This is a genomic window from Mesorhizobium sp. M0088 (assembly GCF_040322895.1).
Classification (GTDB): domain Bacteria; phylum Pseudomonadota; class Alphaproteobacteria; order Rhizobiales; family Rhizobiaceae; genus Mesorhizobium.
The window spans coordinates 1-21907 of the sequence record NZ_JAMYUI010000009.1 but is presented as its reverse complement, the minus strand read 5'-3'; the positions used below and the strand labels follow the sequence as shown (position 1 = coordinate 21907).

Below are 21907 nucleotides of genomic sequence, written 5' to 3'. Positions count from 1 at the left end.
AGCGGTATCTGCTCATTTTGCCTGCAGCATTTCGGTCCACATGTCCTGCATCTTCTTGTCGAGATCAGCGCTCGGCGCCGGATAGGCCTGGGCGCGGGCGAGGAAGCCCGGCTGCTCGTCGAAGCGCAACACCTTCTTCTGGTCGTCGGTGAGCGCGGCCTTGGTGTTCGCCGGCATGCCCCAGTAGCAGGACGAGGTGGCAAGGCGCGCCTGGCCCTCCGGGCTCATAATGTACTGGATGAATTTCAGCGCCATGTCCTTGTTTTTGGAATCCTTGAACATGGCCAGCGACTGCGACCACAGAATCGCGCCCTCCTTGGGGATGGAGAAGTCGAGTGCCGGGTTCTCCTTGGCAAGGCCCGCCGTGACCCATTCGCCGCCGCCGACCAGTATGTCGACCTCGCCCGTCGCCAGCGCCGTCTGGCTGGCGGTCACTTCGCCGACCAGCTTGGCATTGGCCTTCATCTTCAGAAGCTCCTCCTTGAGGGCGGGAAGATCGGCTTCGGTGAGCTCAGCCGTCTTCTTGCCGATGGCGAGTGCGGCCATGCCGATGACCGGCAGGTAATAGTCGTAGATGGCGACCTTGCCCTTGTACTTGTCGCCAGTGAGTGCTGCCATCGACTGCATGTCGGCCGGGTCGACCTTGGTCTTGTTGTAGCCGATCGTGTTGTAACCGAATTTTTCGGTGATGCCGTAGCGCTTGCCGCCGACGACGGTGGAACCGTCCATTTTCACCTGCGCAAACAGGTCGGCCAGCGGCAGTTTGTCTTCCGGCAACGGCTCGAACAGGCCCTTCTCGACGCCGCGCGGCACGTCGATGCTGTCGATCACCATCACATCCCAGTCGCCGGGCTGCGACTGCTCGACGATGGCGAGGCCGGCGCCGGTGCCCTCGAATTCCTTGACGTTGACCTTGACGCCATTGGCCTCCTCGAAAGGCTGCAGCAAGGCCGGATCGGCATGATCGCACCAGATCAGCGCGTTGAGATCGGCGGCCTGCGCGCTCGTCGAAAGCAGCAGCGCCGCGGCTGCGGCAGCTGTGCGCAAACGGGTCTTCAGGATGGAAAGCGGATTGCTGGCTGTGTGTGACATCGAGTGTTCTCCCTTGCCTTTGTGGCTTCTTGCAAAAAATTGAACCAATTCTAAAATTGAGTCAATTCTGTTTTTGTGGCAAGAGGCTGGGAATGAGCGGATTGCGGGCTAGGCAAAAGGCGGACCGGCACCGGCGTATCATCGAGGCGGCGGCCGAACTGTTTCGCGAGGCCGGCTACGAAGGCGCCAAGATCGAGGCGATCGCCGCGCAGGCCGAGGTCTCTGTCGGGACGATCTACAACTACTACGAGAACAAGGGTGACATCCTCGGCGCCATCGTCTCGCTGGAGGTCAACGAGGTGCTGAATGCCGGGCAAGGCGTCGTCGCCAAGCCGCCGGCCAATGTCGGCGACGCGCTGGACACGCTGGTCGGCATCTATATCGAGCACTCGCTGCACTATCTCAGCAAGGAGATGTGGCGGCAGGCGATGGCAATCTCGACGCAACTGCCCGACAGCCCGTTCGGCCAGGCCTACACCGCGCTCGACCGCGCCCTGACCGAACAGATCCGCGCCCTGATCGCCCGGCTGCAGGAGATTGGCCTGGTGCGCCAGGACATCGACGGTGCAGCGCTCGGCGAACTGATCTTCAACAACATGAACATGATGTTCATCGAATTCGTGAAGCGTGACGCGGCGAAGATACCGGAACTGCGCGCGGCGATACGGAGGCAGAATAGGATATTGGTGGCGGCGATTGGGGTGTGACACGTCAGGAGCAGGCAGGAGAAAGCGTCGCTTCCGCATAAGACCTGGTTTCAGACGCGGGTCGCCTCTTGAGTTGAGTTTGAAATCTGGTACAACCTAGGAGGGCATAATAGGGGGAGGGGTAAATGGGGACGTTTTCAGTCTGGCATTGGGCGATCTTGCTGCTGTTGATCGGTGTGCCTGTTTTCCTTGCCGTTCGATCAGCCGCGAAGCCGTCACAGAATCCTGAGGCTCTTGTGGGCTTCGGCGGCTGGCTGATGCTGCTGGCTATCGGTCAGGCAGTGTCACCATTGCGGACGCTTGCCGACTTCGCCAATTCGACCGACGGCTACCAGCAACTCATGACCCTCTCGAATGGGCCGCTGGCGGTGTATGGCGAGGTTGCCCTCAATCTGGCGTTTCTGGCGCTTCAGCTGGTTGTGCTCGTTTCGATGCTGCGGCGTAGCCGCCGCTTTCCGCAATTGTTTCTGCTCCAGTGGCTGGCGATTCCCGTCGTGTTTATCCTGGACACGATCTGGGTTGCGTCAGTTCTGGGCGTTCCGGTGAGCCTGGTGCTCGCAGGCGATGCGCTGGTGGCCCCCATAGTCTCGTTTGTGGTGACAGGGCTCTGGGTCGCCTACGTCTACAAGTCTGTCAGGGTGCGGAACACGTTCACCAGGATTGGGGCATCCGCCCAGGTTGCGAGCGCGTCATAGAAGGCAGCCCAATTTGGGATATTTTGGAGCATCGGGGCTCGACGAACTGATCTTCAATGACATGATGTTCATCGAGTTCGTGAAGCGCGACGCGGCGAAGATACCCGGAGCTGCGCGCGGCGATCCGCAGGCAGAACTGGATTTTGGCGGCGGCGATCAGGGTGTGACCTCGTGCACCACTATGTCGTCATCGAACCTGGAATGGCCAAATCCCGAGCCGAATGACCGCAGCTGTCGTCCGTGACGGCTGCGAGCTTTTGGAAGGTCTTTATTTCGGCCTCGTTTATAGGTGCTGCCCGCGCTTTCGCCTGGAGATCAGCCAGGCGCGCCACGAGGGCTTGCGACGTCTCGACTTCAGGGCTCATCATTTTCATTGTCCGATTCAGTGGCGATTGACGAGCACAACCCGCCGCCATCCCTGCCGGCGGGCGTGGCCGGTTCGAAGTTTCAGTCGTAGACTTTCACAATCTTGCGTGTGCTCGGGTCCACCAGAACCGTTCGGTTATCGACCACAGTATAGCGGTATTTGACGTTGGGAACCTCGTGGAGCTCGACCGTGTCTGGCAGAGCCGTGCCGACGTTCAGCTCCACCCCCGGAAGCTTCACAGAAGCCAAGGGTTGCTTCTTCACGTATTCGCGCACGACGGTGTCCTGTTTCTGTGTGATAACCACATCCTGTGCCGCAACCGCGCCGACGCTGGCCAGCAGCAAGAGCGCCGCAGCGGCGCTGCTTAGGTGCATCCTCATTGTTTTTCTCCTCTTAACCTGGCGGCAGCACGATCGGCTGGCCACCCGAACACGTCGCCAGGCCAAACGTTCCTCATACGGGCTTCTGGCTGAACCCGCGCAGGACCAAAGTCTGATTGGCAAACGCAATGGTCTTACCCGTTGGGAGTAGGCGGAACGGCTTAGGCCTAAAGGTTGTTGTCTCTCCGAATTCGGAGAGAAACAGTGGAAAAAAGTGTCGGCCAGGCGCGATGGTTGCTCGCACCGATTTTGGCAACAGCCATCACCTTCCTGGTGATGGGAATAGTCCTTGGCTGACATGGCTTGGATCGGCGCAGCTACGTCCCTTCCTGCGCGGATAGGACCCGTGAGCCGCTTTTGGCGGCTGGCGGGTCCTGTATTTCACCGTGCGCTGGGCTGCTCATTCGGCAGCGCGCGCTTTCTAGCTCATGTACCTTGGGAGGTTTATTATGGATCGGCGATCCTTCTTGACTGCAATGTTTGGTGTTGCCGGGGCAGCGGCCCTTGCAAGCGCTGTCCGCCCAATCGACGCAATGGCGGGTGTTCCAGGAGCCGGACGCGGCATCCTCGATGAACTTGAGACGCCACAAACAGCGACCTTTGACGAAGATGCACAGGCAGAAGTGCAGCAAGTCTACCATCGGGACTGGCACCACCGTCCCCACCGCCGCCGCCGGCGAGGCTGGAGACGGGTTTGCCGCAGTTACTGGCGGCATGGTCGCCGCCGCGTCCGGTGCTACCGCCGACGTGGTCCTTCGGTCGTCCTTCGATTTTAACTAGTTTTCCGCCTTGGCCCGTTCCGGCTCACGCGCCGAGAACGGGCCGCTTGGATTCTTTGGTGAACGATAACAATGACATTGGTCCAGAGATCGAATGAGAGTGGCAGCGCAAACCAACCGGGAAATGACAATGATGATCATGCGCCCGGGTTTGCGGACGCCGTCTCGTTGCCGGACGAGGAAAACATTGCCGACCTTGTCAGGCGAACAGAGCGCATGGCCATTTTGGTGGTTCTAGGAATGGGCGGCTGGTTGATGTTAGTCCCCGCCATTTACCTTGTACTGACCCACGGGATATGAACGGCTTTCGGTATCGCGGCGGCTGACTGCAGCATGTCTGCAGAAGCTAACGCAACATCCATGCGCGTCCAAAGTTGAATTGCGGGAGCATCGCATCGCGGCTTCCGCACCCCGTTTCCTGTATCGGCAATATGGGGACGGGCTGTTTTGCTGGCGCGAGGCACAAGTGTCTGGAACCACCTATTATAGTGGTCCACGTCCGGCGTGCTGGGAAAGCGCTCTCATCCAACCAGCCGCGCATACTCGGCCTCCGGTTTGCCGTAGGTGCCATTTGCGCAAGCCGCAAGGCCGCTGCGGTCCCTGATATGCACTTCGCCACGTCGAGAATAGATGAAACCGCGCCCTTCCAGCACTTGCAGTCCAACGGTAACCCCTGGGCGTCTTGCTCCAAGCATGACGGCGAGAAACTCGTGGGTGATCGCAAGGCGTTCGCCGTGGACCCGATCGTCACACATCAGAAGCCAGCGCGCCAACCGCTCTTCAAGGTTTGATTTTGCGTTGATCAGGGCCGTATAGCTGGTCTGGATGTGGAAGTAGTGGACATAGCGCAACAGGAACAGGCGCAACGTTGGGCTGTTCGCAAGGGCCTCCTTGAAGGGCTCGGTTCCGATCCTGAAAGCGCTGCCGGGCGACTGAATGTAACATTGATGCGCCGCATAGTCAGCGCCCATCACGAGCGCGGAACCGGTCATTCCCTCAAAGCCGACAAGACCTACCTCGGCCTCCTTACCTGAAGCCGTCGCGACCACGGAGGCAATGCCGTCTTCCATGAAGTAAACCGTCTCGATCTCCGAATCGGCTTTCTCCAAGGTCATTTTCAGCTCGAGGTCACACAGTCCAAGGTGTGGCTGCAAAAGCCCCAGGTCACCAGGGTTAAGCCGACGCAACAATTGGTTCTTATAGGAAGCGTTCTCTGGATTGGTCATAGCTCAATCCCGCTTGGGGCAAGAGCTTTCCAATCTCCCTGCCGTCCGCGCCCGTAAACACGTGCAGACGATTTGGAGAAGATACGCCCTCTGGCGCGCGATTGACAGTGAAATGCGACCTGATGCACGGCGTCCCCCCAGCCGCCGAATTACAAAACAGGGGTGTACAAAGTTAAAGGGTTGGAATCGTACAGAACTCTGCTTCGTACGAATCCGACAATTTCGTGATCGCGGCCAACGCCGGCATGATGTGCATGGTTATCGATGTCGAGGTAGAGCGACGAGAAGGCGACTGGCAGGACCGACTGGCAAGGCGAAGGCTGTGCTCCATAACGGGTCAAACAATTTGGCATCTAAATTGCTTTGACGGGTATGGGGTGGGCGAGAGCCCGTCGCTTCGCAAATGGAGCGGCGGGTCTACTCTACCTGCGACTGTCGAATGGCCACAGCAGCAGGATGTACCCGCTTTTCAGCAGAAGCTAACGGAACATCCGTGCGCGTCCAAAGTTGGATTGCAGGAAGCACCGCATGCCGGCTTCCGCAGCCCGTTTCGTGTCACCGGCAATGTGGGCGGAACGGGCTGTTTTGCGTCGGTACGCGATTTATCCAAGCGGTGACTACTTGTGGGTAATCCAGTCCAACAAGCCTGCGTCAACCTGCTCGCACCCGACATATTCGCGGACCAAGCTTTCAGCCAGGTGGCGCCATTCACACGCGGGAACGCTTGTTTCCCTTACCAGGTTTCGAAATGCAGAGCGGAGAATGTCGGCATCGAAGGCCGAGACGGCAACAGGATCTGGATCCGGATCTTCCCAACCTCGGGCCAGGTCATCGCGGTGACGTTGGCGAAGGCCCTTGAGCAGTTCGCGCGAGGCCTCGATTGCGCGTCGGGAGTGATCCATATCCCGGCGAAACGAGGCAGTTCCGGCCAGGGAATGGTGCCGCAACCGAAAGCTGGTTTCGATAGCCGCGCGTGCGACTTCCATATGCGTTTCAACCATCGCGGCCTCCCTTGCTGCGAAGGGATTTATTTACTCTCTTCTCACGCGTGACCCAAGAAGGATTCAACGTACGGTTTGATACGCAAGGGCCGCGCGCAGATGGGCGCGGATCGCGGCGGCGTCTCTAACGAGCATTCGGGCGTGAGTAAGCTGTTCAAACAAGACGTGCATTCGCGTTCGCTCATGGAATCCGCTGTTACCAAGCTCAACGGGATATTACGGGCGTGAAGCCGGTAACTGCCGAGGTCACCCGTTGGAAGTTGATGGGCCTGGGGGCCTTGGGCGTCACTGGCATGGCTGCGGCGGCGCCGGCCTCGCTTGTCACAGCCTATTGGGCGGATATCTGGCGCGTGCTGCGGGGCGGGTGATTGATATCACGCGGCAGGGGCCAATGCCTCATCTATTTACCGTGCGGCTCCAACCTTTGGCGGTCGGCCTCAGCGGCATGCCAATCTCGGTCAATCGAACCTTCTGCTGCCTTGTGGAAATATTGAGAACACACGAGCCAGCCTTTAAGTGGTCGAAGCAACAATATGCATGCCCCGATGGTCAGGGGCAGGCTTGTGAGAATGTGTATCCAGAAAGGTGGCTCGAACCGCAACTGAAGCCAAAGAGCAAAGGCAAGGGATCGACATTGAGAAAAATGCAGGCCCATCAGCCGGGTCGGCAAAGGAAAAATCGAGCCCACAGACATCACAACGTGGAGCAAGCTTCAGGTAACCTGCGAACAGGTGTCCCTGCTGACACCGTGGGCACTGGCCCTTGAAACCGGTCAGGATCGGGTTTGTGGTTTCGTTGTAGTCAGTCATGACCGGCAACGCGGCAGACTCGGCATAGTTCCGGTCCGCTGTGGATGGGCGCCCTTAGCGCGATGTCATCCAGGACAGGAGGCGGGAGCTCGACGAACTACCAATGCGGGTTGGAAAAAGCGGCAGCGTGCCCGCTGCCGGTCGAGGCACCCAAGCCCCGGCCGGTCCGCCTCTGCCCGGAAGTGGGGGCGGCCCCACTGAAACTCCGATTTTTGGTCAAGGGAACCTGGTTCTGAAAATGAAGTTTGGTTGTTAGCTTGGCTTAGCCCCCCGGCCAAGTGGTCTCGAGGCAGGGCCCGTCATTGCTGATCAGTGACGGGCCTTCGCGTTGACGCTGCTACGCCAACCCTCTGCCAATGACGCAACCGCCAAGGCCTTGTTTGGGTCCGACTAAAGCCCGATGCCGAGGCGCAAAGGTCTGACCCCTGAAACAACACAGCCTTTTCGACATTTGGAACGTGGCCGTCGATCATCGTCCCTTCATCGCCGGTTCGTTGATTACCCGCCACGGCTCGCTTGGCGTGGCGGGTAATCATTCACGGAGAGCGCATGCAGCTTGGCCAGATCATTGCGAACGCATTTGCAGCGGGTTTGGTCGCCGTCCTGATAGCAGTCGCGTTCCTGATCTTCGGAAAGCCGCTCTGGCCTGAACGAAACGTCCGGATGGTAATCATCCCGCCCGTCCATCGAATGACGACCACCGCCATTCACAATACGGGACCCGACCTGCCAACCAAGTTTGATTTGAACATTGTGCGGCCGAGACCGCTTACCAATGAAGGGACATGAGGGCTGCCCGATGATTTAGGGGTTCTTAGCGGCAGCGCGCCCCGCGCTGCTGGTCGAAGAAAGGGCAACCTTGGTCGGACCCGCATCGGTACTCACCCAAGTGGTCCGGGCCTACTTGATGGAACATCAGGTAATGCTAATGGTTATGGCTTGGCAGGGACCGCCCTCCCGGCACGTCCTCCTTGGACACGCCCGCTGCTGCCGTGAATGGGGCAGCGGGTGGCAGTTCAGAACCGATCCTCAACCACCTCGCTGAACGGCATCACGAGCACCGTTCTGCCGCTCTCGTCCGTGACTTCGAAGCTGCAGTCGAACCAACTGCGCATCGTGTCCATGCGAGTGTTGAAAACGAGATCACGCGCGTTCGCCAATGCATGGCCGTGCACGGCGCTGTCATCGGCCAGTTCGTCGCCCTCGTGGTCGGGGATTAGCCTTCCCCGGCAGCGCACGTTCATGAAGTAGCGCAAGTGCCCCTCTCATTGCTCTCGCTTGATGGGGAACTGGAACACGTTCGAGTATTCCCTCTCGGCATAACCATAGGCCTGTCCTGCGATCGATTCCAGCTTGGCGCGATCCTTCAGCAGGATCTGACCACGCGTGTTCTTGATCGCACCGACGCCCTCCAGCATCTGCACCGCAAGGGTCACACCGGGGCGACGCGCGCCCAGCATGATGCTCATGAACTCATGCGTTACAGGCATGTCGTCCTGTTCCAGCCGATCATGGGTCATAAGCAGCCAGCGCGCCAGCCGCTCCTCGATGGAGTAGCCAGCATTGGCATACGCGGTCTGACTGACTTGCACGATGAAGGTATGCACGAAGCGAAGAAGAAGCTCGCGCAGCGTGGCGCTGTGGTCCATCGCCGCCTGAAGCTCGACCGCCCCGATACGGAATGCTTCACCCGCAGCCTGAACCATGCAGGTGTGAGGCGTGCGGTCGACGCCGAGCACGACAGAAATTCCCGCGAGGCCCTCTGATCCGACCATGCCTACCTCAAACCGTCCTTCCTCGGTGTCGGCGACAATCGAGGCAATCCCTCGTTCCGGGAAGGTTACATGCGTGATCTGCTGCTCCGCTTTGAACAAGTGTTCGCGGGCCCCCAACGTGACCGGTTCGAGATGCGGCGCGATGAGCGCGAAGTCATCTGGCGACAAAGACGTCAGTAGCCGATTACGGATGTGTGGTTGATGAAGCTGAGCCACGCTCTCGCCTCCCAGTTTGGGGCAAGAGCACCGCACCTCAGCTATCTCTCAGTCGCCTGCGCCCAAAAAGTTAGCAGGCGATGGAGATTTATCCTCCTGAAATCGATCAAAGGCTACATTTAAACGTCTAACCAGCCGTTGGGTACGATTCGTACAATGGCTCCGCTGCTATGTTGCGGGCGGGAAGAGACACGGCGCGCTGGCCTCTTCAAACCGTAAGAACTTTTTGTCGTCGGGTGAAGAACGCACATGAAACCGGATTGCGGCGGCGTCTCTGACTTCCATGCGAACATGAGCAATATCGTCGAGCAGCGCACGCATTCGGGCCCGCTCATGCGCAAGGCTGGCGCGCAGGGCACGTGCTAGCTCCAGGTCATTCAGCACGGTGTCAATGGCGTTCATAGGCGGGTCAAAAGCGAGGCGTAGGTTGGTTTCATACCAAGCCATATCACATCCAAGTTACCCTTTAGATGGAACTAAAGTTCTGTCCCGCCGTTGCTTTGGCCGATGTAGGGGGCCTCATGAGCGACATTGCTATTCTGGTCGTCGAAGACGAACCCCTGATCCTGCTCGACCTTGAAACAGCTTTGCAGGAAGCTGGCTTTCTCGTCGTAGGAGTGCCGAATGCCGAAGCCGCCGTGGAGGCGTTTGATGAGGATCCAAGCAAGTTCGCCGGCCTCCTTACGGACATTCGCCTCGGCTCAGGAGAATCTGGGTGGGAAATAGCCAGGCATGTAAGGCGAGGCAACTCAAGCCTACCTGTGGTCTACATCAGCGGCAATAGTGCGGATTTGTGGGGGTCTGAAGGCGTCCCAGACAGCGTGATGATCGTCAAGCCATTCTTCCTCCCCCAGATTATTACGGCGCTGTCGACACTGCTCAATCAGCAACACCCAACAGCAGCGAACGGAGGCGAACCCTCTCATTAGAGCAAGTCGGCGTATTGGAAGGCGAATACTGCTTCAGTGGGCGGATCACTATGTGCACCTACTTCGAAAGCCCCATAGCCCACCCCAGAGACAAGGCTAACGCGAACCCAATACAAACAGCCGCCAAGATCCACATTGTTGCTATCTCCGCTCGTTATGCGGGTAACAATGCAGAAAGCGATCAATGGTTGCACGCGGCCGCGCGGCGCTGCCATTCGCACTGTGCTGGTGCCCCCGGACGGAATCGAACCGCCGACCTTCGGTTTACAAAACCGCTGCTCTACCAGCTGAGCTACAAGGGCACGGCGCTCCGGTTAGCATATTTGTTGCGCCAGTAAAGACAAAACTCCGTTTTTCCCCGGCATGTCCCATGCGCTGTCGGGGCAGGGCATCCTGAAAAGCGCCGGATTGCTTCCTACATCTAGGGAAGGTGCAATCGCTTCGCGCAGGGGTGTCGCATGATCAGACTTGTCATCATTCTCCCTATCGTCTTCGTGGCCTGGATGCTGCTGGTGAAGATTATCAGCGATGTGAAGAAGGCCAATGTCGACTGGACCGGCGTGACCACCATCGTCGGTTTCATCGCGCTGGCGTTTTGGCTGCGTCACGTCACCGGCATGGGATGAGGGTGAAGAGAGGGAGTAGGGAGTAGGGAGTAGGGAGTAGGGAGTAGGCAGTAGGGGAGTCGCAACCCGTAGTCTGCGTTTCCCCAATCCCTAATTCCCAGGACCTATTCCCTCGTCCCCGGCCGCCGCTCCACAAAAAATCTGCAAAACCTTTCGAACCTTTTGCCGCGTCGCGCCGACTGATGCTCAGGGGCGAATGGGTCGCCTCGATCAAGGATCCAGGAGATCATCATGTTCAAGCGCACTCTTACCTCAGGCCTCGTCGCCATCTTCGTCGCCACCGGCGCGCTCGCCGGCACTGTCGGCACGTCGTCAGCCCATGGCATGCACGGCCATCACCACAACTACAACCATCACAAGAAGCACTTCAAGAAGTACTGGTGGAAGCACTACAACCATCACCACAACCATCACCACAGGCATGGCAGGGTAATCATTTTCCTTTGATGGAGGGACCCATTCTTCCAAGAGGGCGGCTTCGGTCGCCCTTTTCGCGTTGGGCGATCACTTTGTGAAGTGGGGACGGCAAAGCTGCCGATCTCCCCCTTTGCGGGGGAGATGTCCGGCAGGACAGAGGGGGGTGTGAAGGATCACCGGCTTCCCCATGAACTTTCTCTATTTTGTCCGTGCGGTTGCCTCGCCCTGATTGGTTGACAAGCTGGCGGGACAGCACCCCCTCTGCCCTGCCGGGCATCTCCCCCGCAAGGGGGGAGATCAGCCGCATCAACTTCTTCGCCAAGCTCTCGCAAGGTCGCCGTCAGCATGACCTCGGTCGATCCGATTTCCCCGATCGCAGAAAAATCGAAAAAAGATTCGAACCTTTTTCCTGGCCGCGACGACAGATGATCAAGAGGCGGATGGATCGCCTCGGTCAACGAAGCAAGGAGATCGTCATGTTCAAGAGCACACTCGTTTCCGGCCTCATCGCCACTGCAGTTGCCGCCGCCACGCTGGCCGGCACCGTCCAGCCCTCGGCCGCCCACAGCCATCACCACAACCGCGAAATCGGCATCGGCATTGCGGCCGGCGTCGGCGGCTTTGTCCTCGGCAGCCTGCTCGCCCAGCCGCGCACCGTCTATGTCGACGAAGGCGGCGGCTCATGGCACGTCCGCCGCTGCTATGACCGCTACGCCAGCTACGACGTCGACTCCGACACCTATCTCGGCCATGACGGCTATCGCCACTACTGCCGTCTCTGAGAGGAGGTGGCGTTTCAATCAGCCAGAAGAGGGGCGCCCCCGCAGCCCCTCTTTTCGCTGTGCTTGAAACGATCGGACCGTCAGGGCGCCCTGATGCCGCCAATCATCCTGGTCACCTCGGCGGCGGCATCGCGCACCAGCGGGCCGATCTCGGCCAGCCGCTCCGGCGTCACCCGCACCGTTGGTCCCGACACCGAAACGCCGCCGATCGGCTCGCCGAATTCGTTGAAGATGGCGGCTGCCACGCAACGCATGCCGGGGTGCCGCTCCTCGTCGTCGACCGACCAGCCGCGCAGCTTGATCCGCGCCAGATCGTGGGCAAGCGCCGAAATGTCGGACAGCGTCCTGTCGGTGAAGCGCTGCAGGCCTGCCTTGCGCAGGATGGTTCCGACGCGCTCCGGCTCGAGATGCGCCAGCACCGCCTTGCCGATGCCCGACGCATGAAAGGGGCTGCGCGTGCCCGGCCGGAAGAAGGCGCGGATCGCCTGGTGCGTCTCGACCTGGCTGACGAAGACCACGCAATCGTCCTCGGCGACGCCGAGATTGGCCGTCTCGCCGGTTCTTTCCATCAGCTCCTGCATGACGACACGGGCGCGGTCGACCAGTTTGCGGCGGCGCAGGAAGGCCGCGCCCATGCGGTAGGTCTCGACGCCGATCGACCAGAGCTGGTCTGATGTGTCGAATTCGACCATGCCGTGGTTTTGCAGCGTCGTCAGCATGCGGTAGGCGGTGGAGGCGGCAAGGCCGCTCTGCGCAGAGATCTCGCTCAGCGACAGGCCGCTGCCTTCCGCGACAATGGCCAGGATGCGCAACGCCCTGTCGAGCGACTGCACCGAGCTGGCCTCCGATGGCCCGTTGAAAGCGCGCGGCCGGCCGCGCTGGCGTTTTTCGGTCGTTTCCATGGCGCCATTCTCAGCCGATTTCGCCAACACACAATGAAAAAGTTTTTCACTCGATCGAAGGGATGAATTCCTGGAAAACGGAAAATCCAACAAAATCAGCATATAGCTGCCGTTTTCTAGAAATGAAAAAATATTCTGAAAAAATTGAAAAATAACCGGCGTGCTGACATCTTGGCCAATCCAACAATGACAAACCCGTGGAGGGCTGGAAAATGGCCAGGATGCGCGCTGTCGATGCCGCGGTTCTCGTTCTCGAAAAGGAAGGCATTTCCTGCGCTTTCGGCGTGCCGGGCGCGGCGATCAATCCGTTCTATTCGGCAATGAAGGCGAGGGGCACGATCCGCCATGTGCTTGCCCGTCACGTCGAGGGCGCCTCGCACATGGCGGAAGGTTTCACCCGCGCCAAGGCGGGCAATATCGGCCTGTGCATCGGCACTTCGGGTCCAGCCGGCACCGACATGATCACCGGGCTCTATTCGGCCGCCGCGGATTCCATTCCGATCCTGTGCATCACCGGTCAGGCGCCGCGGGCGCGGCTGAACAAGGAGGATTTCCAGGCCGTCGACATATCAGCCATTGCCGCGCCGGTCGCCAAATGGGCGGTCACCGTCATGGAACCCTATCTCGTCCCCATGGCGCTGCAGAAGGCGTTTCACCTGATGCGCTCGTCACGTCCCGGCCCGGTGCTGATCGACCTGCCGGTCGACGTGCAACTCGCCGAAATCGAATTCGACATCGACGCCTATGAGCCGTTGACGCCGTTCAAGCCGGCCATGACACGCGCCCAGGCCGAAAAGGCGTTGACGATGCTCAACGCCGCCGAAAAGCCGCTGATCGTCGCCGGCGGCGGCATCATCAACGCCGATGCATCGGATCTGCTCATCGAATTCGCCGAAATTTCAGGCGTGCCGGTCATCCCGACCTTGATGGGCTGGGGCGCGATCCCCGACGACCATCGGCTGATGGCCGGCATGTGCGGGCTGCAGACCTCGCACCGCTATGGCAATGCGACGATGCTGGAAGCCGACTTCGTCTTCGGCATCGGCAACCGCTGGGCCAACCGCCACACCGGCTCGGTCGACGTTTATACAAAGGGCAAAAAATTCATCCATGTCGACATCGAGCCGACGCAGATCGGCCGCGTCTTCGCGCCGGATCTCGGCGTCGTCTCGGATGCTGGCGCGGCGCTGAAGATGCTGCTCGACGTCGCCACCGAATGGAAGACGGCGGGCAAGCTGCGCGACTGGTCGATCTGGGCGAAGGAATGCCAGGCCCGCAAGAAGACGATGAAGCGCAAGACGCATTTCGACCAGGTGCCGCTGAAGCCGCAGCGTGTCTATGAGGAGATGAACAAGGCGTTCGGCCGCGACGTCACCTATGTCACCACGATCGGCCTGTCGCAGATTGCCGGCGCGCAGTTCCTGCATGTCTACAAGCCGCGCAACTGGATCAATTGCGGCCAGGCCGGCCCGCTCGGCTGGACCTTGCCGGCGGCCCTTGGCGTTCGCGCCGCCGACCCGGACCGCACCATCGTGGCGCTGTCGGGCGACTATGATTTCCAGTTCATGATCGAGGAACTGGCGGTCGGCGCACAGCACAAATTGCCCTATCTGCATGTCGTCGTGAACAACGCCTATCTCGGCCTGATCCGCCAGGCGCAGCGTGGTTTCTCGATGGATTTCGAGGTCGATCTTGCCTTCGAGAACATCAACCGGTCAGGCGATCCCGAGGCCGGCTACGGCGTCGACCACGTTGCCGTCGCCGAGGCCATGGGCTGCAAGGCGATCAGGGTGCGCAAGCCCGAAGAGTTCGCTGGTGCCTTCAAGGAGGCGCAGCGGCTGATGAAGGAGCACCGGGTTCCGGTCGTGCTCGAATTCATCCTCGAACGCGTCACCAACATCTCGATGGGTACCGAGATCGACAAGATCACCGAATTCGAGGAGCTTGCCGAACATCAGGAAGATGCGCCGACAGCGATCGTGATGTTGGATTAGGAGAAAAAGAATGCCGCGGTTTTCAGCCAATCTTTCGATGCTCTTTGGCGAGCATGAGTTCCTCGACCGTTTCGATGCCGCCGCTCGCGCCGGCTTCAAGGGCGTCGAATATATCGGCCCCTACGACCATGCGCCCGATGTCGTCGCGGCCCGGCTGAAGAAGAACGGTCTGACCCAGGTGCTGTTCAATCTTCCGGCCGGCGACTGGGGCAAGGGCGAACGCGGCATTGCGGTGCTGCCGGACCGTGTGCCGGAATTCCGCCAGGGCATCGCCAAGGCGATCGCCTATGCGCAGGCGCTCGGCTGCCAGCAGGTCAATTGCCTGGCCGGCATCGCGCCGGCGGGCGCCGACCGCAAGGTGCTGGAGGATGTCTTTGCCGAAAACCTCGCCTTCGCGGCGGAAAAGCTGGAGCAGGCCGGCATCAGGCTGCTGATCGAGCCGATCAACACGCGCGATATTCCGGGCTTCTTCCTCAACTATTCCGATCAGGCCTCGGCGCTGATCGATCGCGTCGGCTCGAAAAACCTGTTCCTGCAATACGACATCTATCACATGCAGATCATGGAGGGGGATCTCGCCCGGACCATCGAGGCTAACCTTGGCCGCATCGCGCATATTCAGCTTGCGGATAATCCCGGCCGTCACGAGCCGGGGACGGGCGAGATCAATTATCCCTTCCTCTACGAGCATATCGACCGCATCGGTTATGCCGGATGGGTCGGGGCTGAGTACAAGCCGAAGGCCGGGACGGAGGCTGGCTTGGGGTGGCTTCGGAGTTGGCCGGGCAGGGAAGTGCTGCGGCGTAAGCACTAGGGGGCGTTTCACACAGTCATTTGGAGAACCACAATGGAAACCATCGGCTTCATCGGCCTCGGCATCATGGGCGCGCCGATGGCGGGGCATCTGCTGGACGCGGGTTACAAGGTCATCGCCAGCGACCATCGCTCCAAGCCGCCGGCCGATCTCGTCGCCAAAGGCCTGAAGACCGTCACCGGCCACGCCGCCGTGGCCAAAGCTGCCGACATCATCATCCTGATGGTGCCCGACACTCCGCAGGTGGCCGATGTGCTGTTTAGCGACAATGGCGTCGCGTCCGGCCTGGCCAAGGGCAAGCTGGTCATCGACATGAGTTCGATCTCGCCGATCGAGACCAAAATCTTCGCAAAGAAGATCAACGATCTCGGCTGCGACTATCTCGATGCACCGGTCTCGGGCGGCGAGGTTGGCGCCAAGGCGGCGTCGCTGACCATCATGGCCGGCGGCGAGGAAAAGCCGTTCGAGCGCGCCAAGCCCGTCTTCGAGAAGATGGGCAAGAACATCACCCTGGTCGGGCCGAACGGGGTTGGCCAGACCACCAAGGTGGCCAACCAGATCGTCGTCGCGTTGACCATTGAAGCCGTCGCCGAAGCGCTTGTTTTTGCATCGAAAGCTGGCGCCGACCCGGCCAAGGTCAGGCAGGCGCTGATGGGCGGGCTGGCGGCTTCGCGCATTCTGGAAGTGCATGGTGAGCGCATGGTCAAGCGCACCTTCGCGCCTGGTTTCCGCATCGAACTGCACCAGAAGGATCTGAACCTCGCGCTGGAGGGCGCGAAGGCGCTCGGCGTTTCCTTGCCCAACACCTCGACGACTCAGCAGCTGTTCAATTCCTGCGCGGCCAATGGCGGCGCCAAGGAGGATCATTCGGCGCTGGTCAGGGCGCTGGAGCGGATGGCCAATTTCGAGGTCGGCAGCGAGGCAGCCGACGCCAAGGGCAAAGCGGCATAGGTCAGGAGAGGGCGGCGCAACGTTCCCAAGCCGCAAACTCTTGGCCCGTCGAAGAACGGGTTCCGGCGTCTGTCGGAACCCGTTTCTCGTTTCGAGATATTTTTGGCTTAGCCGCGCTTCAAAAACGCCCGCGCCACGTAAAGGCTGATCGCCGCGGCATTCGACACGTTGAGCGAATGGATGGCGCCGGGCATGTCGAGCCGCGCCAGCGTGGTCACCGTCTCGCGCGTCTTCTGGCGCAGGCCCTTGCCTTCGGCGCCCAGCACCAAGGCGATCTTTTCTCCGGCAAAGCTCTTTTCGAGTTCGGCCGGCGCGTCCGAATCAAGTCCGATGGTGCGGAAGCCGGCCTCGTGCAACTGGCCGAGTGCGTCGGCGAGGTTCTTCACCTCGATCTGGTCGATGTGCTCCAGCGCGCCGGAGGCGGATTTCGCCAGCACGCCCGATTCCTGCGGGCTGTGGCGGGCTGTGGTGATCAGCGCGCCGGCGCCGAAGGCGACCGCCGAGCGCAGGATAGCGCCGACATTGTGCGGGTCGGTGATCTGGTCGAGCACCAGCACCAGCTTCGCGTCGCCAAGCGCATCGAGCCGCTTGGCTTTCAGCGGCTCGGCCTCGATCAGCACACCCTGATGCACGGCGTCCGACCCGGTGATCTTGTCGATGTCCCTGGGTTCGACCAGTTCGGTCTTGAAGGGCAGGGCGGCGAGATCGGCGATTTCGAGGCGCTCGGCCGCGTTGCGCGTCACCAGCATCTTCCTAATCTTGCGGCGCGGATTGTCGAGTGCGGCGCGCACGGTGTGCAGGCCGTAGAGCCGCACCAGGCCATCCGCGGCATTTTCGCCCGGCGGAACCGGCTGTCGGGGCCGGAACGCCGGCGCGCCGCCGCTTTTCTCGTCGCGATAGGCGCGGCGCAGCTTGGCGTAATGGGTGTCTTTGGGGGTGTTGGTTTTGTCGCTCATGGCTGGCTTCTATAGCTGTGTCCTCCGGCCAAGGATATGGCCCGCCGTCACAGCCGGCGAACAGAAACGAAAAACCATGGTTGCGCGGTTGACACCCAATGGGCTTGCCGCCATAAGGCGCTGCGCTGGTTTCGGAGAACACATAACTCGGGTCCGGATCGGCGTGAATGCCTCGTTGCATGGCTCCGGCGGCAGACTGGAGAGGTGCCCGAGTGGTTAAAGGGGACGGACTGTAAATCCGTTAGCTTAGCTTACGTTGGTTCGAATCCAACCCTCTCCACCACTGCCGGCCCGGAAGCCCTGAAACGCGACAAGAATCGGACCGAAAAGTGCATGGCGCTTTTCGGATGAATCCGGTACTTCAGGTAAGGCGCGGGTATAGCTCAGTGGTAGAGCAGCAGCCTTCCAAGCTGAATATGCGGGTTCGATTCCCGCTACCCGCTCCAGACACTCATCCCATCACCGGCAAGCCGAGACACTGCGCACGAGGCGCAGCGCTCCAATTGTCGTGGCCGTGCCGCCTCAGCTGTTGAACGCGGTGGCGACCTGGTGCTGCTGCGGCACCTGGCCGTTCGGCGTCAGTCTGTCGACGATGCCGGGCAGGGCGGTGGACAGTTGCTTGAGCAGTTCCTGCTCGTCCAGCCCGGTCCGTTGCGCGATCTCGCGAATGATCTGCGGTCCGATCGCGGCGCCAAGATCGTTGGCGTTGATCGGCTGGTTCTGCCCGGTGCCGACCCAGGAGTCGGCGGCATTGCCGTGGCCGGCATTTCTGAGCTTGTCGAGCAGGCCGCCCAAGCCGCCAGCCAGGCCACCATCGGCGGATGTGGTTTCCGTCGGGACGGGAACGGGGGCGGTCGGAGCGGGCGCGGGAGACTGTTCTGGCGCTTCGGCACTTCTGCCGCTCAGCATCTTGCCGACCAGCAATGCGCCGAGCGCGATCATCAGGGGTTTGGTGATGTTGCCGCCGGGAACGGCATTGTCAAAAAGTCCCATAGTGGATCCTCCATAGCGACCAAGGCCCGACCCCTCCTCAACAATGAAGCATTCGGGCGGAATTTCAAGCTGGCTTGAGGTTTTGACAATCCTATGAAAATGTTCGGCTGGCGAGGGGATGGAGAGGAAAAAATGGGTATCATCAGCTGGATCATTCTCGGCGTGGTCGCCGGCTTCATAGGCAGCAAGATCGTCAACAAGACCGGCCAGGGTGTCGTAATGGACATCGTGCTGGGCATCGTCGGCGCCATTGTCGGCGGTCTGATCTTCAGTGCCTTCGGCGCGTCAGGCGTCACCGGCCTCAACATCTACAGCCTGATCGTTGCCGTCATCGGCGCGGTGGTCGTTCTGTGGGCCTACCATCAGTTCAGCGCAAGGCGGACGCTTTAGGCGCCTGCGGATCGTCTGAGGTTTCGAGTTTCTGAAGGCAAGACCGGCTTCAGGCCGGTACGTGCAGCGGCTCGTCTATGGCATCAGCACTGCATCGGCGGCGACGAAAAAGATCAGCGTTCCGGCGATGAACACCGCCCAGCCGACAAGCGACTTGCGGATAGCGGCCTTGTGCTCGGCGTCGGAGTTGTTGTTTTGGTCAAAATCGGTCACGGGGAACTCCGCTGGCTGATTGATCATGTCGTCGTCGATCGAACGTTGCTTCGCCGATTAGACGATCTTTTTCGGCCCGGCAACGCCTCGTGAGCACCTGCCTGGGTGCCAAGGTTACGCCACGACGGCCAGCCGGCGCTGACGCTGATCCAGCGACACGATGGTCAGCCCGCTGCCGATGACCAGCAGGATGCCGCAGATCGCCAGCGCGTTGGGGAATTGCCCGAACACCAGCAGGCCGGAAATGACCGCCCAGACGGTGAAGCAATAGTAGAACGGCGCCACGGCGCTGGTCGGTCCGATGCGATAGGCCATGAAGATGAAGAAATGGCCGAAGATCAGGAAAAATCCGGCGCCGGCCATCAGCAGCAGGTGATGTGCCCCGGGCATGACCCAACGCTCGGAAACCAGATGCGCGGCGCCGGCGCCGATCAGCACCACCACGACCGCGGAAATCGCCACGATCATCCCCGGCACCTCGGCCGCGACCCGCCGGCCGGCAAGGTCGCGCGCCGCCGCAAATGTGGCATTGCCGAGCGCCAGCAAGGCGTAGACCGAAATGCCTTGCATGGTCGGCTGCGCCACCATCAGCGCTCCAACGAAGCCGAGCCCGATCAGCGCCATGCGCCGGCCGCCGATACGCTCGCCAAACAGGATCGAGGAGCCGACCAGCATCAAGAGCGGCGTGATCTGTCCGAGCGCGGTAGAATCGGCGATCTGCATGTTGGCGAGCGCGACGACATAGCAAAGGATCGCCGCCAGCTCGAGCATGTTCCGGCTCAGGACGCGCTTGTCGAAGATCAGCGGGATCTGCTTGCCGTAGCCCAGCGCGAACAACAGCGGGAAGCCCCAGAGGGCTGCCGCGGCACCGCGCAGAAACAACACTTCGTAGGACGGCAGGCCTGCCGTCGCGAGCTTCATCATCGTGTCGTTGACGAGATACGACCCCGTCGAGACGATCATGAACAGCGGGCCGCGGATAGAGGCAGGGATGAAATGCATCCGGCCACAAGATCAGAGGCGGGTGGTGGCGGCAAGAGGTGCCAATGGGGCAGCGCCGCTCAACAACGCCACCAATTCGCTCTGACGGCCGGTGCCGGTCTTGTAGAAGACGCGCTCAAGGTAGGTACGGGCGGTTTTGACCGTGATCCCGTGGTCAAGTGCCGCCGCTTTCAGCGGACGGCCGGATACCAGCGATGCGGCAAGCTTTGCCTCGGCCGGAGACAGATCGAAGAGCGCGCTCAGAATTTGCGGCGACGGCTCTTGGTTGCCCATGCGGATCGACGCTGCAACGACAAGGATGTTTGCACCTGCGAATATGTCCCTTGCCGATCGGCGAAGCGGCAACACATGCAGGACGACAGCGGGCTGATCGATCGTCTGGCGAACGGGAATGGACCTGACGATTGGCACGATGGCAGCCGAAGTGCTCCTGACTGCCTCCTGGAACAGCAAATCGGCTTTCGGATCGCCGATTGCCAAGCCGTCATACGCCAGCGGCTGAAAAACGGATGGCAACGCATCGAACAGTCCGTTGGTGGCAACCACCTGTCCGCCGGCCGACATGACTGCGGCGGGAAGCCCAACGCTCTGCAAGGCCGACACGGTGGCCAACGCCCTCTCCAGGCCAAGCCTTGCCGCAACAAGCCCGGCGCGGGCAAGATGAGGGCGAAGGACGTTGAGCGAGGCGATGGAGGTTGGGTCATGCGGACCGTCCTGCAGACGACGCTCCACACTGTAGATCACGACCTCGCCATTGGTCATCGGTATGACCATGCCGGTTTGCCAGCCCAATCCGTACCTGATCAATTCGTGTCTCATCGGATCGGTTTCCAATTCGTCCGGACTGAAGAGTTCGACGTCGCGAAGAAACCCATCGACACTAGGCTTCCAGCGCAACGGACGATCGTTGTTTCGCCACGCGTCGGAAGAGAATTCAATCAGCGCATCCATAATCGATGCCGATGCCGCAAACCGCGGCGGATGAGCCTCGCTGGCGACCAGCAAGGCGCCGCCTACCGATCCCGACATCGTGCTCAAGCCGTCAAGCACCACCGGCCACAGCTCTGGCACGAATGCGGCTTCGTAGATTCGGTCGATCAGATCTTCCATGAAAGTTGCCCCTCAATCGGCACGGGAACGAACGATCCGCCCAGCCATCACGCTAGCGATATGAATGACCTGTATCGGCTGAGCAAACCAGATATTCGCCATATCGACAAGCGCCCGATCCTCGGCTTCGGATCCAGTATGCAACGCCCATTCCATTTGACGGTTCGCCTTCCTATATCTGCGTCTCATCCCGCAATCGGATCGATGGTTCGGACTGAGTGAGACGGCACCCGGCCAAAAGACGCTTGTGTTTTTTGGCCTTTGTCGCTAATCGCCCCGCATTCGACTGAACTGAAGGTCTTCGACCGAACTGAAGATCCGGGCCGTCCAAGGAAAGAGACAATGGCAAAAGGTAAATTCGAGCGTAACAAGCCTCACGTGAACATCGGCACGATTGGCCACGTCGACCATGGCAAGACGTCGCTGACGGCGGCGATCACTAAGTATTTTGGCGAATACAAGCGCTACGACCAGATCGACGCTGCTCCTGAGGAAAAGGCGCGCGGCATCACGATCTCGACGGCGCATGTCGAATACGAGACGGCCAACCGCCACTACGCTCACGTCGACTGCCCCGGCCACGCCGACTATGTGAAGAACATGATCACCGGTGCCGCGCAGATGGACGGCGCGATCCTGGTCGTGTCGGCTGCCGACGGCCCGATGCCGCAGACCCGCGAGCACATCCTGCTGGCCCGTCAGGTCGGCGTGCCGTCGATCGTGGTGTTCCTCAACAAGGTCGACCAGGTCGACGACGCCGAGCTGCTCGAACTGGTCGAGC

General features: G+C 60.6%; 27 protein-coding genes, 3 tRNA genes and 1 pseudogene. 16 read left to right on the top strand and 15 right to left on the bottom strand.

Annotated elements, in window-relative coordinates; genetic code table 11:
* Nucleotides 1–12: 12 nt before the first annotated feature.
* On the bottom strand, nucleotides 13–1092 hold the full coding sequence (locus NKJ67_RS12550; RefSeq protein WP_352581508.1) for a polyamine ABC transporter substrate-binding protein: 1080 nt from the start codon (nucleotides 1090–1092) through the stop codon (nucleotides 13–15).
* Nucleotides 1093–1184: 92 nt separating this feature from the next.
* On the opposite strand from NKJ67_RS12550, the gene NKJ67_RS12545 reads away from it, so the two are divergent.
* From NKJ67_RS12545 to NKJ67_RS12535, 3 genes are all read left to right on the top strand, one after another.
* Nucleotides 1185–1799, top strand: a complete 615-nt coding sequence (locus NKJ67_RS12545) for a TetR/AcrR family transcriptional regulator (protein WP_127396424.1) — start codon at nucleotides 1185–1187, stop codon at nucleotides 1797–1799.
* Between the two features lie 125 nt (nucleotides 1800–1924).
* Nucleotides 1925–2494 (top strand): DUF2569 family protein, encoded by a 570-nt coding sequence (locus tag NKJ67_RS12540; protein ID WP_127330754.1) that lies wholly within the window; start codon nucleotides 1925–1927, stop codon nucleotides 2492–2494.
* 13 nt (nucleotides 2495–2507) lie between these two features.
* Nucleotides 2508–2738, top strand: a complete 231-nt coding sequence (locus NKJ67_RS12535) for a hypothetical protein (protein WP_352581507.1) — start codon at nucleotides 2508–2510, stop codon at nucleotides 2736–2738.
* Between the two features lie 203 nt (nucleotides 2739–2941).
* Here NKJ67_RS12535 and NKJ67_RS12530 read toward each other — a convergent pair whose 3' ends face one another.
* The 3 genes from NKJ67_RS12530 to NKJ67_RS12520 all read right to left on the bottom strand — a co-directional run bounded on the left by NKJ67_RS12530 (nucleotide 2942) and on the right by NKJ67_RS12520 (nucleotide 6247).
* Nucleotides 2942–3241, bottom strand: coding sequence for a DUF1236 domain-containing protein (locus NKJ67_RS12530; protein WP_352581506.1), 300 nt, complete (start codon nucleotides 3239–3241; stop codon nucleotides 2942–2944).
* A gap of 1300 nt (nucleotides 3242–4541) precedes the next feature.
* Nucleotides 4542–5246, bottom strand: coding sequence for a Crp/Fnr family transcriptional regulator (locus tag NKJ67_RS12525; RefSeq protein ID WP_352581505.1), 705 nt, complete (start codon nucleotides 5244–5246; stop codon nucleotides 4542–4544).
* Between the two features lie 617 nt (nucleotides 5247–5863).
* Nucleotides 5864–6247: a hypothetical protein gene (locus tag NKJ67_RS12520; RefSeq protein WP_352581504.1), complete on the bottom strand. Its 384-nt coding sequence runs from the start codon at nucleotides 6245–6247 to the stop codon at nucleotides 5864–5866.
* Nucleotides 6248–6471: 224 nt separating this feature from the next.
* Between NKJ67_RS12520 and NKJ67_RS12515 the strand changes: the two genes are divergently transcribed.
* Nucleotides 6472–6615, top strand: coding sequence for a DUF1515 family protein (locus NKJ67_RS12515; protein ID WP_352556259.1), 144 nt, complete (start codon nucleotides 6472–6474; stop codon nucleotides 6613–6615).
* Nucleotides 6616–6647: 32 nt separating this feature from the next.
* On the opposite strand, the pseudogene NKJ67_RS12510 reads toward NKJ67_RS12515, so the two are convergent.
* A pseudogene (locus NKJ67_RS12510) lies at nucleotides 6648–7056 on the bottom strand (DUF983 domain-containing protein).
* A gap of 549 nt (nucleotides 7057–7605) precedes the next feature.
* Between NKJ67_RS12510 and NKJ67_RS12505 the strand changes: the two are divergent.
* Nucleotides 7606–7845: a hypothetical protein gene (locus tag NKJ67_RS12505; RefSeq protein ID WP_127291337.1), complete on the top strand. Its 240-nt coding sequence runs from the start codon at nucleotides 7606–7608 to the stop codon at nucleotides 7843–7845.
* Nucleotides 7846–8072: 227 nt separating this feature from the next.
* Here the strand turns inward: NKJ67_RS12505 and NKJ67_RS12500 are convergent, their stop codons facing one another.
* The 3 genes from NKJ67_RS12500 to NKJ67_RS12490 all read right to left on the bottom strand — a co-directional run bounded on the left by NKJ67_RS12500 (nucleotide 8073) and on the right by NKJ67_RS12490 (nucleotide 9494).
* Nucleotides 8073–8312 carry a DUF6894 family protein gene (locus tag NKJ67_RS12500; protein ID WP_127291335.1) on the bottom strand — a complete coding sequence of 80 codons (240 nt, stop codon included), beginning with the start codon at nucleotides 8310–8312 and terminating at the stop codon, nucleotides 8073–8075.
* 9 nt (nucleotides 8313–8321) lie between these two features.
* Nucleotides 8322–9047 (bottom strand): Crp/Fnr family transcriptional regulator, encoded by a 726-nt coding sequence (locus tag NKJ67_RS12495; protein ID WP_352581503.1) that lies wholly within the window; start codon nucleotides 9045–9047, stop codon nucleotides 8322–8324.
* A 168-nt stretch (nucleotides 9048–9215) separates the two neighbouring features.
* Nucleotides 9216–9494, bottom strand: a complete 279-nt coding sequence (locus NKJ67_RS12490; RefSeq protein ID WP_352581502.1) for a hypothetical protein — start codon at nucleotides 9492–9494, stop codon at nucleotides 9216–9218.
* A 74-nt stretch (nucleotides 9495–9568) separates the two neighbouring features.
* On the opposite strand from NKJ67_RS12490, the gene NKJ67_RS12485 reads away from it, so the two are divergent.
* A complete protein-coding gene (locus tag NKJ67_RS12485; protein ID WP_352581501.1) occupies nucleotides 9569–9976 on the top strand; it encodes a response regulator in 408 nt (135 codons plus the stop codon).
* A gap of 226 nt (nucleotides 9977–10202) precedes the next feature.
* Here NKJ67_RS12485 and NKJ67_RS12480 read toward each other — a convergent pair.
* Nucleotides 10203–10278, bottom strand: a tRNA-Thr gene (locus tag NKJ67_RS12480).
* A 156-nt stretch (nucleotides 10279–10434) separates the two neighbouring features.
* Here NKJ67_RS12480 and NKJ67_RS12475 point away from each other — a divergent pair.
* The 3 genes from NKJ67_RS12475 (at nucleotide 10435) to NKJ67_RS12465 (ending at nucleotide 11801) form a co-directional block, all read left to right on the top strand.
* Complete coding sequence (locus tag NKJ67_RS12475; RefSeq protein WP_352581500.1) at nucleotides 10435–10602, top strand: hypothetical protein; 168 nt, start codon at nucleotides 10435–10437, stop codon at nucleotides 10600–10602.
* Nucleotides 10603–10833: 231 nt separating this feature from the next.
* The gene (locus NKJ67_RS12470; RefSeq protein WP_023812096.1) at nucleotides 10834–11049 is read left to right on the top strand and encodes a hypothetical protein; all 216 of its coding nucleotides are present in this window, start codon (nucleotides 10834–10836) and stop codon (nucleotides 11047–11049) included.
* 446 nt (nucleotides 11050–11495) lie between these two features.
* Nucleotides 11496–11801, top strand: a complete 306-nt coding sequence (locus NKJ67_RS12465; RefSeq protein ID WP_352581499.1) for a BA14K family protein — start codon at nucleotides 11496–11498, stop codon at nucleotides 11799–11801.
* Between the two features lie 80 nt (nucleotides 11802–11881).
* On the opposite strand, the gene bhcR is transcribed toward NKJ67_RS12465, so the two are convergent.
* Nucleotides 11882–12703: an HTH-type transcriptional regulator BhcR gene (gene bhcR, locus NKJ67_RS12460; protein WP_352581498.1), complete on the bottom strand. Its 822-nt coding sequence runs from the start codon at nucleotides 12701–12703 to the stop codon at nucleotides 11882–11884.
* A 212-nt stretch (nucleotides 12704–12915) separates the two neighbouring features.
* Here bhcR and gcl point away from each other — a divergent pair, with 212 nt between their 5' ends.
* The 3 genes from gcl to NKJ67_RS12445 are packed head-to-tail and all read left to right on the top strand — an operon-like array spanning nucleotide 12916 to nucleotide 16462.
* On the top strand, nucleotides 12916–14697 hold the full coding sequence (gene gcl / locus NKJ67_RS12455; RefSeq protein WP_352581497.1) for a glyoxylate carboligase: 1782 nt from the start codon (nucleotides 12916–12918) through the stop codon (nucleotides 14695–14697).
* 10 nt (nucleotides 14698–14707) lie between these two features.
* Nucleotides 14708–15511 carry a 2-oxo-tetronate isomerase gene (gene otnI, locus NKJ67_RS12450; protein WP_352581496.1) on the top strand — a complete coding sequence of 268 codons (804 nt, stop codon included), beginning with the start codon at nucleotides 14708–14710 and terminating at the stop codon, nucleotides 15509–15511.
* Between the two features lie 33 nt (nucleotides 15512–15544).
* Entirely contained in the window at nucleotides 15545–16462 is a 918-nt protein-coding gene (locus NKJ67_RS12445) for a 2-hydroxy-3-oxopropionate reductase (RefSeq protein ID WP_023812091.1), read from the top strand.
* A gap of 107 nt (nucleotides 16463–16569) precedes the next feature.
* Here NKJ67_RS12445 and rlmB read toward each other — a convergent pair whose 3' ends face one another.
* Nucleotides 16570–17418, bottom strand: coding sequence for a 23S rRNA (guanosine(2251)-2'-O)-methyltransferase RlmB (rlmB, locus tag NKJ67_RS12440; RefSeq protein WP_023812090.1), 849 nt, complete (start codon nucleotides 17416–17418; stop codon nucleotides 16570–16572).
* A gap of 198 nt (nucleotides 17419–17616) precedes the next feature.
* On the opposite strand from rlmB, the gene NKJ67_RS12435 reads away from it, so the two are divergent.
* Together NKJ67_RS12435 and NKJ67_RS12430 are read left to right on the top strand one after the other, a co-directional pair.
* Nucleotides 17617–17701, top strand: a tRNA-Tyr gene (locus NKJ67_RS12435).
* Between the two features lie 89 nt (nucleotides 17702–17790).
* Nucleotides 17791–17864 (top strand) — tRNA-Gly (locus NKJ67_RS12430).
* 76 nt (nucleotides 17865–17940) lie between these two features.
* On the opposite strand, the gene NKJ67_RS12425 is transcribed toward NKJ67_RS12430, so the two are convergent.
* Nucleotides 17941–18411, bottom strand: a complete 471-nt coding sequence (locus NKJ67_RS12425) for a YidB family protein (RefSeq protein WP_127268141.1) — start codon at nucleotides 18409–18411, stop codon at nucleotides 17941–17943.
* A gap of 132 nt (nucleotides 18412–18543) precedes the next feature.
* Here NKJ67_RS12425 and NKJ67_RS12420 point away from each other — a divergent pair, with 132 nt between their 5' ends.
* Nucleotides 18544–18801 carry a GlsB/YeaQ/YmgE family stress response membrane protein gene (locus tag NKJ67_RS12420; RefSeq protein WP_127322984.1) on the top strand — a complete coding sequence of 86 codons (258 nt, stop codon included), beginning with the start codon at nucleotides 18544–18546 and terminating at the stop codon, nucleotides 18799–18801.
* 75 nt (nucleotides 18802–18876) lie between these two features.
* Here the strand turns inward: NKJ67_RS12420 and NKJ67_RS12415 are convergent, their stop codons facing one another.
* From NKJ67_RS12415 to NKJ67_RS12405, 3 genes are all read right to left on the bottom strand, one after another.
* A complete protein-coding gene (locus NKJ67_RS12415) occupies nucleotides 18877–19014 on the bottom strand; it encodes a hypothetical protein (RefSeq protein ID WP_164749104.1) in 138 nt (45 codons plus the stop codon).
* A gap of 114 nt (nucleotides 19015–19128) precedes the next feature.
* Nucleotides 19129–20016 carry a DMT family transporter gene (locus NKJ67_RS12410; RefSeq protein WP_352581495.1) on the bottom strand — a complete coding sequence of 296 codons (888 nt, stop codon included), beginning with the start codon at nucleotides 20014–20016 and terminating at the stop codon, nucleotides 19129–19131.
* A gap of 12 nt (nucleotides 20017–20028) precedes the next feature.
* Nucleotides 20029–21126 carry a helix-turn-helix transcriptional regulator gene (locus NKJ67_RS12405; protein ID WP_352581494.1) on the bottom strand — a complete coding sequence of 366 codons (1098 nt, stop codon included), beginning with the start codon at nucleotides 21124–21126 and terminating at the stop codon, nucleotides 20029–20031.
* 342 nt (nucleotides 21127–21468) lie between these two features.
* Here NKJ67_RS12405 and NKJ67_RS12400 point away from each other — a divergent pair.
* Nucleotides 21469–21907: GTP-binding protein (locus NKJ67_RS12400; RefSeq protein WP_352581493.1), on the top strand; the 439-nt coding region annotated here is incomplete at its 3' end.

What these genes read in the sequence shown, in the direction of transcription:
- NKJ67_RS12425 (WP_127268141.1), bottom strand. Translation starts at nt 18,411, where the DNA reads ATGGGACTTTTTGACAATGCCGTTCCCGGCGGCAACATCACCAAACCC.
- otnI (WP_352581496.1), top strand. Translation starts at nt 14,708, where the DNA reads ATGCCGCGGTTTTCAGCCAATCTTTCGATGCTCTTTGGCGAGCATGAG.
- NKJ67_RS12420 (WP_127322984.1), top strand. Translation starts at nt 18,544, where the DNA reads ATGGGTATCATCAGCTGGATCATTCTCGGCGTGGTCGCCGGCTTCATA.
- NKJ67_RS12410 (WP_352581495.1), bottom strand. Translation starts at nt 20,016, where the DNA reads ATGCATTTCATCCCTGCCTCTATCCGCGGCCCGCTGTTCATGATCGTC.
- NKJ67_RS12545 (WP_127396424.1), top strand. Translation starts at nt 1,185, where the DNA reads ATGAGCGGATTGCGGGCTAGGCAAAAGGCGGACCGGCACCGGCGTATC.
- NKJ67_RS12520 (WP_352581504.1), bottom strand. Translation starts at nt 6,247, where the DNA reads ATGGTTGAAACGCATATGGAAGTCGCACGCGCGGCTATCGAAACCAGC.
- NKJ67_RS12490 (WP_352581502.1), bottom strand. Translation starts at nt 9,494, where the DNA reads ATGGCTTGGTATGAAACCAACCTACGCCTCGCTTTTGACCCGCCTATG.
- NKJ67_RS12470 (WP_023812096.1), top strand. Translation starts at nt 10,834, where the DNA reads ATGTTCAAGCGCACTCTTACCTCAGGCCTCGTCGCCATCTTCGTCGCC.
- NKJ67_RS12530 (WP_352581506.1), bottom strand. Translation starts at nt 3,241, where the DNA reads ATGAGGATGCACCTAAGCAGCGCCGCTGCGGCGCTCTTGCTGCTGGCC.
- NKJ67_RS12465 (WP_352581499.1), top strand. Translation starts at nt 11,496, where the DNA reads ATGTTCAAGAGCACACTCGTTTCCGGCCTCATCGCCACTGCAGTTGCC.
- NKJ67_RS12485 (WP_352581501.1), top strand. Translation starts at nt 9,569, where the DNA reads ATGAGCGACATTGCTATTCTGGTCGTCGAAGACGAACCCCTGATCCTG.
- rlmB (WP_023812090.1), bottom strand. Translation starts at nt 17,418, where the DNA reads ATGAGCGACAAAACCAACACCCCCAAAGACACCCATTACGCCAAGCTG.
- NKJ67_RS12505 (WP_127291337.1), top strand. Translation starts at nt 7,606, where the DNA reads ATGCAGCTTGGCCAGATCATTGCGAACGCATTTGCAGCGGGTTTGGTC.
- NKJ67_RS12540 (WP_127330754.1), top strand. Translation starts at nt 1,925, where the DNA reads ATGGGGACGTTTTCAGTCTGGCATTGGGCGATCTTGCTGCTGTTGATC.
- NKJ67_RS12550 (WP_352581508.1), bottom strand. Translation starts at nt 1,092, where the DNA reads ATGTCACACACAGCCAGCAATCCGCTTTCCATCCTGAAGACCCGTTTG.
- bhcR (WP_352581498.1), bottom strand. Translation starts at nt 12,703, where the DNA reads ATGGAAACGACCGAAAAACGCCAGCGCGGCCGGCCGCGCGCTTTCAAC.
- NKJ67_RS12445 (WP_023812091.1), top strand. Translation starts at nt 15,545, where the DNA reads ATGGAAACCATCGGCTTCATCGGCCTCGGCATCATGGGCGCGCCGATG.
- NKJ67_RS12475 (WP_352581500.1), top strand. Translation starts at nt 10,435, where the DNA reads ATGATCAGACTTGTCATCATTCTCCCTATCGTCTTCGTGGCCTGGATG.
- NKJ67_RS12525 (WP_352581505.1), bottom strand. Translation starts at nt 5,246, where the DNA reads ATGACCAATCCAGAGAACGCTTCCTATAAGAACCAATTGTTGCGTCGG.
- NKJ67_RS12405 (WP_352581494.1), bottom strand. Translation starts at nt 21,126, where the DNA reads ATGGAAGATCTGATCGACCGAATCTACGAAGCCGCATTCGTGCCAGAG.
- gcl (WP_352581497.1), top strand. Translation starts at nt 12,916, where the DNA reads ATGGCCAGGATGCGCGCTGTCGATGCCGCGGTTCTCGTTCTCGAAAAG.